The organism is Fulvimarina manganoxydans, assembly GCF_900176465.1.
Taxonomy (GTDB): domain Bacteria; phylum Pseudomonadota; class Alphaproteobacteria; order Rhizobiales; family Rhizobiaceae; genus Fulvimarina; species Fulvimarina manganoxydans.
On record NZ_FWXR01000014.1, the window covers coordinates 53,407 to 68,396 of the forward strand.

The 14,990-nt window shown below is 63.1% G+C and carries 14 protein-coding genes; 6 read left to right on the forward strand and 8 right to left on the reverse strand.

The window, feature by feature from the left end; all coding sequences use genetic code 11:
- Positions 1–34: 34 nt before the first annotated feature.
- On the reverse strand, positions 35–1,111 hold the full coding sequence (locus B9A15_RS14805) for a hypothetical protein (RefSeq protein ID WP_084411114.1): 1,077 nt from the start codon (positions 1,109–1,111) through the stop codon (positions 35–37).
- Positions 1,112–1,581: 470 nt separating this feature from the next.
- On the reverse strand, positions 1,582–2,790 hold the full coding sequence (locus B9A15_RS14810; RefSeq protein WP_084411116.1) for a porin: 1,209 nt from the start codon (positions 2,788–2,790) through the stop codon (positions 1,582–1,584).
- 809 nt (positions 2,791–3,599) lie between these two features.
- Between B9A15_RS14810 and B9A15_RS14815 the strand changes: the two genes are divergently transcribed.
- The gene (locus B9A15_RS14815) at positions 3,600–4,031 is read left to right on the forward strand and encodes a glyoxalase superfamily protein (RefSeq protein ID WP_084411222.1); all 432 of its coding nucleotides are present in this window, start codon (positions 3,600–3,602) and stop codon (positions 4,029–4,031) included.
- Positions 4,032–4,194: 163 nt separating this feature from the next.
- Here B9A15_RS14815 and B9A15_RS14820 read toward each other — a convergent pair whose 3' ends face one another.
- The 3 genes from B9A15_RS14820 to B9A15_RS14830 form a co-directional block, all read right to left on the reverse strand.
- Positions 4,195–5,130, reverse strand: coding sequence for a glycine--tRNA ligase subunit alpha (locus tag B9A15_RS14820; protein ID WP_084411118.1), 936 nt, complete (start codon positions 5,128–5,130; stop codon positions 4,195–4,197).
- A 136-nt stretch (positions 5,131–5,266) separates the two neighbouring features.
- Positions 5,267–5,470 carry a hypothetical protein gene (locus B9A15_RS14825; protein WP_084411120.1) on the reverse strand — a complete coding sequence of 68 codons (204 nt, stop codon included), beginning with the start codon at positions 5,468–5,470 and terminating at the stop codon, positions 5,267–5,269.
- Between the two features lie 93 nt (positions 5,471–5,563).
- Positions 5,564–6,448 (reverse strand): S49 family peptidase, encoded by an 885-nt coding sequence (locus tag B9A15_RS14830; RefSeq protein WP_139798406.1) that lies wholly within the window; start codon positions 6,446–6,448, stop codon positions 5,564–5,566.
- 574 nt (positions 6,449–7,022) lie between these two features.
- Between B9A15_RS14830 and B9A15_RS14835 the strand changes: the two genes are divergently transcribed.
- A complete protein-coding gene (locus B9A15_RS14835; protein WP_084411124.1) occupies positions 7,023–7,460 on the forward strand; it encodes a universal stress protein in 438 nt (145 codons plus the stop codon).
- A 13-nt stretch (positions 7,461–7,473) separates the two neighbouring features.
- Entirely contained in the window at positions 7,474–9,066 is a 1,593-nt protein-coding gene (locus B9A15_RS14840; protein ID WP_084411126.1) for an alanine/glycine:cation symporter family protein, read from the forward strand.
- Between the two features lie 93 nt (positions 9,067–9,159).
- On the opposite strand, the gene B9A15_RS14845 is transcribed toward B9A15_RS14840, so the two are convergent.
- Together B9A15_RS14845 and B9A15_RS14850 are read right to left on the reverse strand one after the other, a co-directional pair.
- On the reverse strand, positions 9,160–9,963 hold the full coding sequence (locus tag B9A15_RS14845) for a tRNA1(Val) (adenine(37)-N6)-methyltransferase (RefSeq protein ID WP_170923316.1): 804 nt from the start codon (positions 9,961–9,963) through the stop codon (positions 9,160–9,162).
- Positions 9,941–10,168 (reverse strand): putative signal transducing protein, encoded by a 228-nt coding sequence (locus tag B9A15_RS14850; RefSeq protein ID WP_084411224.1) that lies wholly within the window; start codon positions 10,166–10,168, stop codon positions 9,941–9,943. Before B9A15_RS14850 ends, B9A15_RS14845 begins: the two co-directional genes overlap by 23 nt.
- Positions 10,169–10,395: 227 nt before the next feature.
- On the opposite strand from B9A15_RS14850, the gene B9A15_RS14855 reads away from it, so the two are divergent.
- The 3 genes from B9A15_RS14855 (at position 10,396) to B9A15_RS14865 (ending at position 14,454) form a co-directional block, all read left to right on the forward strand.
- Positions 10,396–11,415, forward strand: coding sequence for a polyprenyl synthetase family protein (locus tag B9A15_RS14855; protein ID WP_084411130.1), 1,020 nt, complete (start codon positions 10,396–10,398; stop codon positions 11,413–11,415).
- A 271-nt stretch (positions 11,416–11,686) separates the two neighbouring features.
- Entirely contained in the window at positions 11,687–13,552 is a 1,866-nt protein-coding gene (locus tag B9A15_RS14860) for a tetratricopeptide repeat protein (RefSeq protein WP_244556969.1), read from the forward strand.
- Between the two features lie 11 nt (positions 13,553–13,563).
- A complete protein-coding gene (locus B9A15_RS14865; RefSeq protein ID WP_084411134.1) occupies positions 13,564–14,454 on the forward strand; it encodes a 4-(cytidine 5'-diphospho)-2-C-methyl-D-erythritol kinase in 891 nt (296 codons plus the stop codon).
- Positions 14,455–14,486: 32 nt separating this feature from the next.
- On the opposite strand, the gene B9A15_RS14870 is transcribed toward B9A15_RS14865, so the two are convergent.
- Positions 14,487–14,966, reverse strand: coding sequence for a MarR family winged helix-turn-helix transcriptional regulator (locus B9A15_RS14870; RefSeq protein ID WP_084411136.1), 480 nt, complete (start codon positions 14,964–14,966; stop codon positions 14,487–14,489).
- Positions 14,967–14,990 lie beyond the last annotated feature (24 nt).

Consider the following 14,990-nt stretch of genomic DNA (forward strand, 5'->3'; position numbering starts at 1 on the left):
CGGAAGGAGACCCATCCCTTGCTCGCAGGCTTGATCAATCCGCCCCCTGGGTGAGCGCCATCGCCCGGCCAGGCCAAGCCCCCCGGGAAATGGTGCCGGGTTCCACGGCAAGCTTTGCCTCGACCCAGCGGATTTCGTCCTCGGTCCAGCCGGCGATCTGATCGAAATGAAAGATACCCATTTCGAACAGAAGGCGCTCCATGGACGCACCGATCCCTTCGATCCGGGTCAGCTCGTCCGGCTGACCATAGCGCGCGCTATCCAAGCGCAAGGGCTCTTGGCCGATCGGGGTACCGCCCGAAAGGGCGACATCCTCCAGTGTCTCCTCCGCCTGGTTCGGATCGCGCAGGATCGGCGCGTCGGCGCTCGACTCCTCGGCCGAAACGGCCTCGTCCTCGTCGTCGTCGTCCCCGCGGCCGTAGCGATGGGTCCGCCAATCCTTGTCGAAGGCTTCCGCCTTATGCTTTTCGGCGAGCGGGTCCGCCGGCATATGGCTCCTGCGCGATTCGTCCGGCGTGCGACCGCGCGGGTCTGGCGCACCGAGCGGCGCAACGCCCGGCAGATGCGGCATCATGCTGGGCGCGGACAGTTTGGGCTCCGGCCCATGCTGGACCTCGGCGGAGACGGTACTTCCGCCGAAATTGGCAAATTTGGCCTCCGCCGCGGGCGCCTCACCCTTCGGCGCTTCTTCCGGCGCAGTCCAAGTCGAATACGAGGCTCGCTTCCGGCGTCGTTCGGCCTCCCGTTCGGCTTCCGACTTCGACAGGCCCTTATAGTCGACCGTCCGAAAATCCTTTCGATAGGCATCAGCCTTGTGCTTGGACACGAGCGGATCGTCGGCATCATCCGCTTCGACCGGGGTGCCCTTGAAGCCCTTGATAAGCTTGGCGTCGGCGACGGGACCCGGATCCCAGTCATTGGCTGCGGGTGTGGAGCCGATTCGTTGCGCGTCGCGCTTTTCCGGCCCGCCATTGGACGTCGTCATCGAACTTCTCCCGTGATCGCGCTCGGGAACGGCCTCGGACGGTCCGGCCCCTTCACTCGGCTGGCGTTTGGTCAGGGCTCGAAGCCCGAACACACCGACCATGAGCATCAGAAAACGAGCAATCATCGGTCAGCCTCGTCCCTCGGACCCAGCAAATCGTCTCAAGAACAAGATTGGGTCAGACACGGCCAATCGGCAAGCGGTGAAGCGAAGTTATCGATGCGACAAGGCTTGGGAAGGGGACGAGGAACGGCCATTGTGCACGACACGGCGCTCGATCGCAGGGCGTGACTTGATCAAAAGGCCGATCCCTTCGACGCGTCGTCCTTCTCGGGCGCCGGGCCGAGAATCCAGAAACGTCCGAAAAAGGAGCGGCTCCATCGGCCCACCGGATGCTCGTCACGGAGCCCGAGCATGACGAACGCGATGAATGCGAGCGCCTGTTTCTCAATTGTCGAGCGTTCGATACACGCGGTTCGAAAAGACTGTCGTGGGTCATGCGGAAGAGCTCGGGTCGAACCCCACCTCAGTGCCTTCAAACGAAAAAGGGCCCGGCCGAAGCCGAGCCCTTTCCATTCGATTTTTAGGTCGAATGATTAGAAGGAGCGGACGAACTGGATGAAGCCAGACGTCTGGTCCAGGCTGTTGTCGAAGGCGCCGTTGCCGCCGTCGAAGTCGAAATCAGCGTAAGAGATTTCGGCCAGCATGTCGAAGTTGTTGGTGATCTCGTAGCCGACGTTTGCGACGAGCTTGTAGTAGTCGGCCTTGCCGGCGTCGAAGAAGCGAGCGTTCAGCGTGTCGTAGTCACGGAAGTCGAACGTCTCACCATACGCACCCGAAAGACCAACAGCCAGCTTACCGAAGCTCTGGGCGTAGCCAGCACCAGCCTGCCACTCAACAGCGATGTTGTCAGCCGCAGTCGAGATACGAGTTGGGTAGACACCGTTGTTGAAGATGCCGATCGAGGAGTAGAGCGACGGATCGAAAGCGTAAGAACCTTCGAACTTCAGCTCGGAGTCGGTGGCGACCAGATCCTTGAGCGACAGAGCGCCCTTCAGAGCGAAGGCGCCATCGCTGTCGCCGTCGATGCCGAAGCCCGTGGTCGAAGCGAAGGTGAAGGCGTCAACGCGCTCGTCGTAGGAACCGGCGAGGTAGACAGAACCCCAACCGCCCTCATAGGCGAGGCGGCCGACGACGTCCGGAGCGAAATCGCCCGTGCCATCGTCTTCGAGCGAGAGAGCGGCAGTGAAGCCGTTCGCCGCATAGGTGTAGGAAACGCGGTTCACCTGGAAGTCACCAACGGCGAGGTCGGTGTCGGTCAGGAGGCCGTCGCCGTCCGTCCACAGCGTGTCGAGGTAACCCATGGTGAGGCCACCGAGCTGGATGTAGCCCAGGTCCATCGCATAGGCAGCGTCAGTGTTCGGCGCGCTATAGGCGTTGTTCTCGGCCTGAACGCGAGCAACGGCGCGCAGGGTGCCGAGCTCGGTCTCTTCGCGAGCGTCGAAGTTCAAGCGAACGCGGACGCGGCTGTAAGCGCGGTAGTCGTCGCCTTCCTTGTTCGACAGGAAGTCAGCGCCGTTGTCGTCCTGGAGCGGGCCGTTGACGATGTACTTGAAGCGGACGTAGCCGCCGATCTTCAGGCAGGTTTCGGTGCCCGGGATGTAGTAGAAGCCGGTGCCGTAGACGTCGCAGACGCGAACGTATTCGACGGGCTCCTCAACCGGAACGATGACGTCCGCAGCGCGGGCGCCGGTGACTGCGACGAGAGCTGCCGCGGAGCCGAGAAGAAGGCTCTTGATGTTCATGTCCTGACCTCCAGTCAATCATGTGTTGGGGCTGGGCGCCTTATTGCGAAGGACAGCCGTCCTGCCCCATCCCCTCTCTAGCGAAAGCCGGCGATTTGTCCCCGCGGTCTTTCTGATGGCGACAATAGCCGTCGTGCTCCGTGGCGCAATTACCGAAATGCCACACTGCCCCCAAACCGGCAGGTCGGTCACACCCCTGTTGCCCCGATGTCACTTTTTCGGGAACCGCCGAGCTGCAAAGGTTTTGCCGACAATCGCCTGCCGCGGGCCCTTCGGCATGGCTTGCCTGAACCTGGACGAAAAGGAATAAGCAATCTTAAACCATGCCCAAGGTTTCTCGAGCCTTCGGCACGGTGGAGAGGCCGGTTGGCGTGATTCGGCGTGGTCCAGCTGATCGCATAGGCCGCAGCCGAAAAGTGCGAGGGCGCCCTCCGCTCGGTCGATGGAACGTCCTAGCGCGTGCCTCTTGGCTCTACGAGCATAGTTCCGTGCGTGCGATGTTGCGGTTGCTGCCTTTGGCCGACGCCTTCAATCCACGAGCCGTGCAAATTCGATTGCCGGTGAACGCACCTGCAGCTATTCTGCGCGTTGAAGGGCCTGGGCGCCCTGCCGTCCGCGGATCCGGCAAGGATCACGGTGAATCGCCCGGAACGACAAGCCGAACCCATGCTCTTCGTGGCATCCCGGGCCGGTGGCAATGCGGACACCCACATCTTCACGGCCTTATGCGGATGCCGGAAAGGCTGTTCGCCATGTCATTATCTCAACGCTCCGTCTCGCAGCGATCCGATCCCTTGCGGCCGGCGCCGATGCCCCTGCCCTCTCTCGATAGCCTGAAGGATCAGGCAAGACGCCTGCGAGGGGTCCTGCGGGAGGAGGTCGTCCCGGTCTCCTATTCCCACGCGCTGGAGATCGTCGCCCGTCAATATGGCTACCGAGACTGGAACACGCTCCACGCCGCGATCGGCAATCGACCGCCTTTGGCGCCACTGATGCCGGGTTCGCGGGTTGCCGGAACCTATCTCGGTCAGGCATTTGCCGGGCGAATTCTGTCCGCTGGCGCGCTTCAGGCCGATCCCAGCCGAATCAAGGTGAGGATCCTCTTCGACGATGCGGTCGATGTCGTGCGCTTCGAGAGCTTCTCCGCCTTTCGTCGCCGGGTCAGTGCGACGCTCGACCGGACGGGACGCACCGTCGAGACCACGTCGGATGGTCGCCCCCATCTCGAGCTTGCCTGGTAACGGGTAAGAAGCGCTCCGCGGAACAAGAACGCCCGGGCCGACCAATCCGCCCGGGCGTTCAAAGATCAATGGCTAGCCCATGGAAATGATGGCAGCGATGGCGGCCCGTCCCGCGAGCGCGGCTACACAGCCGTCTGGGAGCCGACTTCGAGACGCACGCTCGTCAAGCGGTCGCGCCGCCGGCCTCGGTCAAGAGGAAGGCCTCGCCGCAAGCCTTGGCGAGATTGCGGACTCGCAGAATGTAGCTCTGGCGTTCCGTCACCGAGATAACGCCCCGCGCATCGAGGAGATTGAAGGCATGGGACGCCTTGATGCACTGGTCATAGGCCGGCAGCACGCATCTGTGCAGGGCGCTCTCGCCCGCCGGCGCGCCGGCCTTCAGAATCGCGGCGCTCTGCTTTTCGGCCTCGTCGAAATGGCGATGCAGGATCTCGGTGTCGGCGAATTCGAAATTGTAGCGGGAATATTCCTGCTCGGCCTGCAAGAAGACGTCGCCATAGGTGACCTTCTCGGCGCCTTCGCGGCCATTGAAATTGAGGTCATAGACGTTGTCGACATTCTGCACATACATGGCCAAGCGCTCGAGGCCATAGGTCAGCTCGCCGGCGACCGGCGCGCATTCGATGCCACAGACCTGCTGGAAATAGGTGAATTGGGACACTTCCATCCCGTCGCACCAGCATTCCCAGCCAAGACCCCAGGCGCCGAGCGTCGGGCTTTCCCAGTCGTCCTCGACGAAGCGGATGTCGTGAAGCGCGGTATCGATGCCGATCGCCTTTAGGGAGCCGAGATAGAGCTCCTGAAGATTGGAGGGATTCGGCTTCAGAATGACCTGATATTGGTAATAATGCTGCAGCCGGTTGGGGTTCTCGCCATAGCGCCCGTCCTTTGGCCGCCGAGATGGCTGCACATAGGCCGCGTTCCAGGGTTTTGGCCCGAGGGCTCTGAGGGTCGTCGCCGGATGGAAGGTGCCGGCCCCCACTTCCATGTCATAGGGCTGGAGCACGACGCAGCCATAATCGGCCCAATAGCGATGGAGAGTGAGAATCAGCGCCTGAAAGGAACGGCGCGGGTCCATATGGGGCGCAAGGTCGGTCATTGAGCGGCGGCCTGTCGAAGGGTTGCGAAGGTCGAGCGCCGAGTCTCATGCGGGCTGAGAGCAGTCAAGCCGAGACGTTGTGCTCGTACCCGATCCGCGTCCTCGCGCAGCCTTTTTGAAAAGGCGCGGAGAGCCGTCAGTCCTGTTTCAAGCGATAGACCCCATCCGAGCCTCTGACGAGCGTCCCGTTCGCGCCGGTGCGCATTTCCGCTTCCGAGCGCCGGTTGCGCTCGGCCACCTTTTCGGCCTCTCGCTTCATCTGCTTATAGCCATAAAGCGCGGCGGCCCCGACGAGGCTGAGAAGAAAAAACTGCGGCATGATGTCGATCACGGCGTCCATTGGTCTTCAGCCACTATGCGCTTCGGCCGCCCGCGCCGCAATGTGCGCTCTTCGCCTTCGCCTTCACGGCCTCGGGATCGAGCCGGTCGGCGCTCATAGTCCGTAGCGAGCCCAGAGCGCCCGCTCCTCGGCCAGAGATAGGGTCTCACGCACGAGCGCCGAAGCGAAGGGCGAGGCCGCATCGCCGGACAGCATGTCACCCAGATGCGAGGCGATGCCTGGCTTGGCGCGGCCGAAGAGGCCTGTCTTCGGCGTGACCAGAACCGGCTTGACCTTCTCGCCATAACGCTCGCGCAGCGTCCCGCGCAGATCGCCGAGACTGTCGACGAGACCGAGTTCCTTACCCCGGACACCCGACCAGAAGAGGCCGGTGAAGAGATCGTCGTCGGCCGCGAGCTTGTCGCCCCGCGCGCCTTTGACGAGGTCGATAAAGGTCTGATGCACCTCCAACTGAAGCGCCTTCAGCCGCTCGACATCTTCCTGCCGCTCCGGCTGAAAAGGATCGAGCGTCACCTTGTTGCGCCCGGCCGTATGGACCCGTCGCTCGATGCCGAGCTTTTCGATAAGGCCTACGAAACCGAAGGACCCCGAGACCACGCCGATCGAGCCGACGATGGAGGATGGATCGGCGATGATCTCGTCCCCGGCGCAAGCGATCATATAACCGCCGGACGCCGCGACATCCTCAACGAAGATCAGCACACGCTTCTTCTTCTCATTCGCCAGATCGCGAATGCGCTTATAGATCAGGCGCGACTGGACCGGCGAGCCGCCCGGCGAATTGACAGAGATCGCAACAGCCGGGGCCTCCTTCATGGAGAAGGCCTTTTCCAGCATCGGCGCAGCGCTGGCGAGGGACAGGTTCTGCCGGCCGAGCGTCGAGGAGGCCATAATTGCCCCCGACAACCGAACGACCGGAATCTGCGTCTCCGACTTGCGAAAACGCTTGGGAACGAACCTCTTCAGGGGATTTGCCAAGGCGGCCCTCGTCTCGATGCTTGTATCAGGCTTTTTTCGAAAGCAGTGCTGCTCCGGCCCGTCATGTATGGAGACACCCGGCTTTCGCAAAGCCTCATGACGGATGAATGATCGGCGTTGCGCAGTCTCGAGGAGCAAGGGACAGTGCCTGCGATCGGCGTCGCTACAGCGCTCAAGCCGGCCATACGCCGACGGCCATCCCATCGATTTTTCTGATACCGCCAGAAGAAAATTTCATGAATCTGCCTTCGATGCGGTCATACGACTTGACCTGACGGTTTTTCGGGCAGCAATATATGACAGTGTTGTGGCGCCTCTCTACGAGTCACGTATAGAGGTCGGACCCGAAAGCCGGTGGCATCCATCGACGCTTCCGCGCTTTGGAGATCAGAAATGCAGTCAGGAATCCGGCTCTCATCATGGAGCCGGGCCGGATTGTCTGATGCTAAACTTTGAGAGGCCGGTGAAGATCACGCGTTATACGCATCGCCTCATGACAATTCTGGTCCCGTGATTGGCAATCCGCCGGCCCGGCTCTGGCGCGCCCGCATCTTAGCTTTTGAGGGAGACGGCCTTGTCCACGACACTGATTATCGGGATCGACGGCAGCAAGGCGGGCGAACGCGCCCTTGCCCATGGCAAGCGCCTCTCGCGCCTGATCGGCGACTGCACTTTGCTGCTCGTCTACGTGATCGAATGGTCTCCCTATAAATTCCAGTCGGCCGAAGAGAATGCGATGCGGCACAAGCGCCGCGAGGAAGAGATCGAGATCGCCAAAATGCGGGTCATCGAACCTCTGCTCTCCGCGCTGAAATCGGAAGGGCTCGATGCCGATTGCCGCGTTCGCCATGGCGACGCCGCCGAAATCCTGAACGCCGTCGCCCTCGAACATCGCGCCGAACAGATTGTCGTGGCGCGCGGGTCCGAGAGCGGCTTTGCCTCCCGCGTCTTTGGCACCGTCGCCATCAAGCTGGTCTCGTCGGCCAGTGTTCCGGTCACCGTCGTTTCGTAAGGATCGAAATCCGATGAAAAGACTGTCCCTCCTCGGCCTTTGGGCTCTCGTCTCCTTGGCCGGCACCACGGCCTTCGCTCTTGCCCAGGAGGCCGAGCCGGCGCCCTCGGGTATCGACGCCGTCGTCAACAACATTTTCGGCCTGTCGACGGGCTGGTTCGTCAGTCTCATCTTCGCGCCGATCCCCGGCACGAGCTTTCCCTGGATCGTGCTTTGGCTGGTCGCCGGCGCAACGATTTTCACAATCTATTTCGGCTTCATCCAGTTTCGCGGCTTCAAACATGCGATCGAATTGGTGAAGGGAGATTATTCGGACCCGAACGACGCCGGTGAGGTCAGCCATTTCCAGGCGCTGGCGACGGCGCTGTCCGGCACGGTCGGTCTCGGCAACATCGCGGGCGTTGCGGTCGCGATCGGCATTGGCGGGCCCGGCGCGACCTTCTGGATGATCTTGGCCGGCCTGATGGGCATGGCGTCGAAATTCACCGAATGCACACTCGGCGTCAAATATCGAAACGAATATCCCGATGGTTCGGTCTCCGGTGGGCCGATGTACTATCTCACCAAGGGCTTCGAGGTGCGAGGGAAGAAAGGCGGCCAGTTTCTCGCAGTCCTCTTCGCGATCTTCTGCATTCTCGGCTCGCTCGGTGGCGGCAACATGTTTCAGGCGAACCAGGCCCACGCCCAGCTCGCCAACATCTTCGGCGATTTTCCAGGCTGGATCACCGGCGTGATCTTTGCCGGCATCGTCTTTGCCGTGATCGTCGGTGGCATCAAATCGATTGCCCGCGTGACCGAGAAGGTCGTCCCCTTCATGGGCGTCCTTTATGTCGGTGCCGCCCTCATCATTCTCATCGCCAATTACGACATGATCGGCTGGGCCTTCGGCCAGATCTTCGCCGGTGCCTTTACCGGGCTCGGCGTTGCCGGCGGCTTCGTCGGCGCCCTCATCCAAGGCTTCAAGCGCGCGGCCTTTTCCAACGAGGCCGGGGTCGGATCGGCCGCGATCGCTCACTCCGCGGTGCGCACCAAGGAACCGGTCACCGAAGGCTTCGTCTCGCTTCTCGAGCCCTTTATCGACACGGTCGTGATCTGCACTATGACCGCCCTCGTCATCATCATCACGGGGGTCCTGCAGGTCGATCCCGAGACGGGCCTCTATCTGGTCGAAGGCGGCGCCATCGTTACGGAAGGCGGGGCTTCGGGTGTGGAACTGACCTCGCTCGCCTTTGGCCAGTCGATCAGCTGGTTCCCTTATGTACTCGCGCTGGCGGTCATCCTCTTCGCCTTTTCCACGATGCTGTCCTGGTCCTATTACGGGCTGAAGGCGTGGACCTTCCTCGTCGGCGAAGGAAAGAACAAGGAAATAACCTATAAGGTGATTTTCTGCCTCTTCGTCATCGTCGGCGCGGCGGCGAGCCTCGGGCCGGTCATCGACTTCTCCGACGCGGCGATTTTCGCAATGGCGGTCGTGAACATCGCCGGCCTCTATGTGCTGATGCCGATCGTCAAGGCAGAACTCAACTCGTACTGGTCGCGACTGAAATCGGGCGAGATCAAGAAATACAAGGCTGCCGGGTCCGGCACCCCTGCAGCGGCCGAATGACGGGCGGGCGCCTCCAGCGACGGATGCCGGCAGGTTTGGAGGGTGTTGCTGGCCTGTCGCTCGATCAGCCTGGCTCCGCCACCGACGTCGGCGTCAGCGCCAACCGAAAAGCGCCTCTCCCTCCGAGACGCTTCTCAAGAATTCGCTCGGCGTGCCGCCGGTCTTATGAAGGATGCATCCCGGCAGGATGGCGAGCGGGGCACGCGATGCCTTTCGCCCGGTGATCAGGATGCGGATCGCGGCCTCACCCTCTCTTGCATGAATGGGCGTGATGGCGATCGCGCCGAGACGCGTTTCATAGACGGGAAGGCATTCTCCAAGCGCCTCGGGCGGCAGAATTGCCGAAAAACGCCCACTATCCTTCAAAAGCGCGAGAGACGAGCGCATCCAATGCGACAGGAAATCCTCCCCCAAGGCATTCAGCGCGGCCGCTCGCAGAGGATCGGGCGAGATGCGATGGCCGGCGGGATAGAAGGGCGGATTGGTCAGAACGTGATCGAAAACACCCACATGAAGCCCCGCTTCCTCAAGGACCCGCCTTGGCGCCAGGAGGTCGGCCTCGATCGAGGAGACCCGATCGGCGAAGCTCTCATTCTCCGTAAGCGCTAGCCCTTGAGCGAGAAGGCCAACCATTTCCGGCATCTTCTCGACGCAAACGACGTCAAGCCGAGGGGCACGCGCCGCACAGGCAAAGCCGACCGCACCGGCCCCGGCGCCGAGATCGGCGAGGCGCCCCTTGGCATCCGGCGCGAGGGTCGAGGCGAGCAGCAGCGCATCGAGCCCCGAGCGGTAACCCTGCCCGACCGGCTGCACCAAGGCGAATCGCCCGCGCCAGAATCCGTCGATCCGGGTGTCGAACGGGCTTATGGAAGCCTCAGGCCGGATCGGTGAGCTCATGGCCGAGTTCGGCATCCTTCAAGAGGCGGCGGGCCTGCTCGGCCCAGTCGCCATCCACCATCACACGTCGCGGCAGGGCTCCGATCGAGCCGTCGAGAATGCTCATATGCGCATCAGCGACGAAATGCGGTATGCCGGCGTCATTGAGAAGTGCGTCCACGAAGGATATGAGAACCGCGTCGTTGGACCGCATCAGTTCCTGCATTTCGTGCTTTGCCCCTTTGCAAAGATGGCCGGCCGTCCGAATGGTTCGGCCCGACTTTGATGATTGAAGGGTGCCGGATCGCATAGCTGGAAGGCAAGAGCGCCGCGGACATCCTATCGAATGGCTGGCGTCCGCTCCCGGTCGCCCTAGCCTAATGGGTCGAATCTGATCGCAAGGCCTGTCTCAATGATCAGGCGAGGCCGATGGCCGAAGGGAATTGGAGTGACATGGTGAGTTCGGCGAGCCAAGTCCGGCACAGCGAGACGCGCGGATCGATCGATGGCATCCTCGCTGTCACCAAGCACGACATGGGCCGGGTCAACGATCTCATCCTGTCGATGGCAGGGTCCCGCGTCGATCTCATCCCTGAGATCGCCAATCATCTGATCTCCTCCGGCGGCAAGCGGCTGCGTCCGATGCTGACCATCGCATCGGCCCTCGCCCATGGCTATGAGGCGGGAGACGGTCATGTAAAGCTCGCGGCCTGCGTCGAATTCATGCACACGGCGACGCTTCTCCATGACGACGTGGTGGATGAGAGCGATCTGCGCCGGGGCAAGAGCACGGCGCGCACGATCTGGGGCAATCAGGCGAGCGTCCTCGTCGGTGACTATCTCTTGGGCCAGGCCTTCAAGATGATGGTCGAGGTCGGCTCGATGACCGCGCTCGGCATCCTCTCAGACGCCTCCGCCGTGATCGCCGAGGGCGAGGTCTGGCAGCTCGCCGCCGCCAAGAAGATGACCACCAGCGAGGCCGATTATCTCGCCGTGGTCGATGCCAAGACCGCGGCCCTCTTTTCGGCCGCCGCCGAAGTCGGGCCGGTGATCGCGGGCGCCGGCGAGGCCGAACGCGAAGCGATGCGCCGCTATGGCCGCTCGCTCGGGATCGCGTTCCAGCTCGTCGACGACGTTCTCGACTATGGGGGCGTGGCGGCCGATCTCGGCAAGAACACCGGCGACGACTTTCGCGAGGGCAAGATCACCCTGCCCGTCATTCTGGCTTACGCAAAGGGCGACGAGGCCGAGAAGGCGTTCTGGCGCGCGGCGATGGAAGAGGGTCGCAACGACGACGACGCGCTCGCCGAGGCGACGAAGCTGCTTCACCGCCACGGCGCGCTCGCTGCGACCACGGACCGCGCCCGGGCATTTGGAGCCGAAGCCTATGGCGCAGCCGAGACGCTGGCGCCCTCGCCTGTCCGCGAAGCCCTTCTCGATGTCGTGGAATTCTGCATCGACCGCATTCGCTGAAGAGGCCGGCTCGTCGACCCTCGTCCGACCTAAAGAAGACTGAGGGCGATAGGGCAAAGCCGATTAACTGCCTTTCGCTTGAAGGCGGAACAATCGCTCCGTATTCGAGACAAATCGCGGGGCCGACGCGAAGGGCTTTGAAAGCCCCAATCACGACAAGGTCTTGATGCAGGGTCCGCGATCACTTGCATTTCGGGCGCTTGTAGCGTCACTTCGCGCGACGAAAGCCTATCGCCGATCGGCGACCACCATGCCGAGAAGAGGAAGTCCCGTGTCCCTGAAACGTCGTCTCTGCCTGTCCGCGATGGTCGGTCTGGTCGTTGCGGCGCCCTTTGGCGCCTTCGCCGCCTCCGATCCGGTGGATGCTGGCAAGCCGGGCATTCCGCCGGTCGTCGCGCAATCGCTGTCCGGGGCCTATCTCGCCGCCAAACAGGCCCAGCAGACCGGCGAATTGGAAAGCGCCGCCCGTTTCTACGACCAGGCGCTGCGGCTCGATCGCGAGTCCGAGATCCTGCGTCAGGACGCGATGCTGGCTTATCTCGCAGCCGGCCGGTTCCAGGATGCCGCCGATCTCGCCGCCGAGCTTCGGGACAGCCCGACCAGCGGCAAGATCGCACGCATCACACTGGGCATTGACTCGCTCAATAAGGGGCTTTGGGACGCGGCGATCGAGGAATTCGATATCGTCGACCCCTCCGATCTCGACGCGCTTCTTCTCGGCGAAATGACCGCCTGGGCCGAGATCGGCGCCGGCCGTGTCGATGCGGCCCTCGCGCGGATCGACGCGCTCGATCAGGTGCCTTGGTACGAGACCTTCAACCTGTATCAAAAGGGCCTTCAGGCCTTGGTGGCCGGCCGCGACGAGGTTGCGCGCGGGACGCTGCGGACCCTCGTTGATCGGACCGATCTCGCTCGCACCTCGCCGGACGCCTATCTCGGCGGGGTCGACGCCCTGGCCCGGCTCGAAGCTCGCGCAGGCGATAAGGAGGCCGCACTCGCCGCTCTCGACAAAGGGCTCGAACTCGCCTCCTCCTATGACCCGCTTCTTCAGCTCAAGAGCCGGATCGAAAGTGGCGAGACCATCGAACCGGCCGTTTCGGGTGTGAAGGAGGGTGCGGCCGAAGCGCTCTATGTGCTCGGCCAGACCATCAATCGCGGCGACGGCCAGGATGTGGCGCTTCTCTATTTCCAGCTTGCCCGGACTCTCGCTCCGCGCAACCCGGCCCTTCTGACGGCGCTGGCTGGCATTGCCGAGCGCACGGAGCAATTCGATCAGGCGATCGCCTATTACCGCGCGATCCCCGAAGATTCGGCCTATCGCCGCACCGCCGATCTCCAGATCGGTCTCGACTATTGGTATGCCGAGCGCAAGGACGAGGCCAAGCAGCATCTGAAGCGCGCAGTCGAAGCCTATCCCGACGATATCCAGGCCCATACGGCGCTTGCCGACGTCCTCGCCGCCGACAAGGACTTTGCCGGCGTGGTGAAGGCTCTCGACAAGGCGATCGCGCTGGCCGAACCCATCGACGACCGCGACTGGAACCTCTTCTATCAGCGCGGTATCGCCTATGAGCGCCAGGGCGAATGGGACCAGGCGGAAGCGGACTTCAAGAAGGCCCTGGAGCTTTCGCCCGACCAACCGCAGGTGCTCAACTATCTGGGCTATTCCTGGGTCGATATGGGTCGCAATCTCGAGGAAGGCCTCGAAATGATCCGCAAGGCCGTCGAGCTTCGGCCCAATGACGGCTACATCATCGACTCCCTTGGCTGGGCTTATTATCGTCTTGGCCGCTACGAGGACGCGGTCGAGGAACTCGAGCGGGCGGTGCTGATCACGCCGATCGACCCGACCATCAACGACCATCTGGGCGACGCCTATTGGCATGTGGGCCGCGAGCGCGAAGCGCGCTTCCAATGGGAGCGGGCGCTGAAGGGCGATCCGGAGCCGGATGCCGAGCAGGTCGAGAAGATCAAGGCCAAGCTCGAAGGCGGTCTGAACGCCGTCGACGACGAGGGCGGCAATGTCGGCCCTGATGCCACGGAGCGGACCGGCGAGGCCAAGTCCGAAGGCGGCGGCTCGACGACGGCGGCGGAGGCGGAAGCCGCTCCCGGGTCGGGCAAGTCCGAGACTCGCTGACGGGCTTTTCGATGCAATCTCTTGCCTGCGGCGGACTGAACGCCCCCGCCAAGGTCAATCTCGCTTTACATGTCGTCGGTCGGCGCGCCGACGGCTATCACGAGCTCGAAAGCCTCGTTGTCTTCCAACCGCGAGCAGCGGATCGCCTTGATATCGCAATCGCGCCGCCGGGAAGCGCGGACAGTCTGAGCGTCGGGGGCCCCTTCGCTGCCGGTGTGCCGACGGGGCGGGAGAATATCGTTCTGAGGGCGATCGCGCTCGCGCGGGACCTGGCGGAAAGGGATGGCGAAACGATCCCACCGCTCTCGGTACGGCTCGAAAAGCATCTCCCCCATGGCGCCGGCATCGGCGGCGGCTCGGCGGATGCGGGCGCGATCTTGCGCCATTTGACGGCCGCCTGCCCTCGCCTTGGCGACCGGCTGACAGAGGCCTCGGCCTCTCTCGGCGCGGACGTTCCGGTCTGCCTCTTCGGTGCCCCTGCAATTATGAGCGGAATCGGTGAAAAGCTCGAAGCGGTCGGATCGCTCCCCGGTTTCGGCCTCCTTCTCGTCAATCCCGGCAAACCGGTCGCGACGCCGTCCGTTTTTCAGGCGCTGGAAAACCGAGACAATCCTCCGCTCCCCGCCTTGCCGGCTGGCGGCTTCGGCGATTTTCCCGCCTTTTGCGCCTGGCTCGCCAAGACACGCAACGACCTGCAAGCCCCGGCCGCCAGGATCGAGCCGTCGATCGGCGAGGCGATGCGAGCGGTCGAGGCGACAGGCGCTGTGCTCACCCGTATGTCCGGCTCCGGGGCGACCGTCTTCGGCCTCTTCGAAACGCAAGCCGAGGCCGAGGTGGCGGCGATTGCGGTGGCGGCCGCCCATCCTGACTGGTGGGTCTCCCCCCAAACCTCGGAGCGTTAAGACCGGCCCGTCCGGCGGCAAAAGCTGGCGCCCTATTCCGGCACTTCGTCAAGAAGCCGCTGAAGAAATTTCAAGACGCCGTCGCGTTCGTCCTGCGACAGGCTGCCGACGGCCGCCGCGAGACCCTGCTTCAAGACCCGCTGCTCTTCGAGGATCGGGCGCGCCTTCGCTTCGTTGAGAACGATGACGATCGCCCGACGGTCTGCCGGATTGGGCTGTCGCTCAATGAGGCCGGCGCGCTCCAATCGATCCAGAAGCGCGGTGGTCGCCCCGGTGGAGAGTGCCACATGCTCGGCCACCATCTTGCCAGACACCGGCTCGTGGCAACTCTCTAGAAACCCCAGGCAGCCTATATCCGTCAGCGCCAGATCGTGTCGGGCCGCGACATCCCGGTCGCGCGCGATCGCCCGGCGTAGCACCGCCTTGAACAGTCGCGCGACGTCGCAGAGCGCCAGATCGGCCTCGTCGTTCTCCCGGCTTTCCGAACGTCTTACCGAAGCGTCATCCGTCATTGACGTCACCCCCAATTCAATATA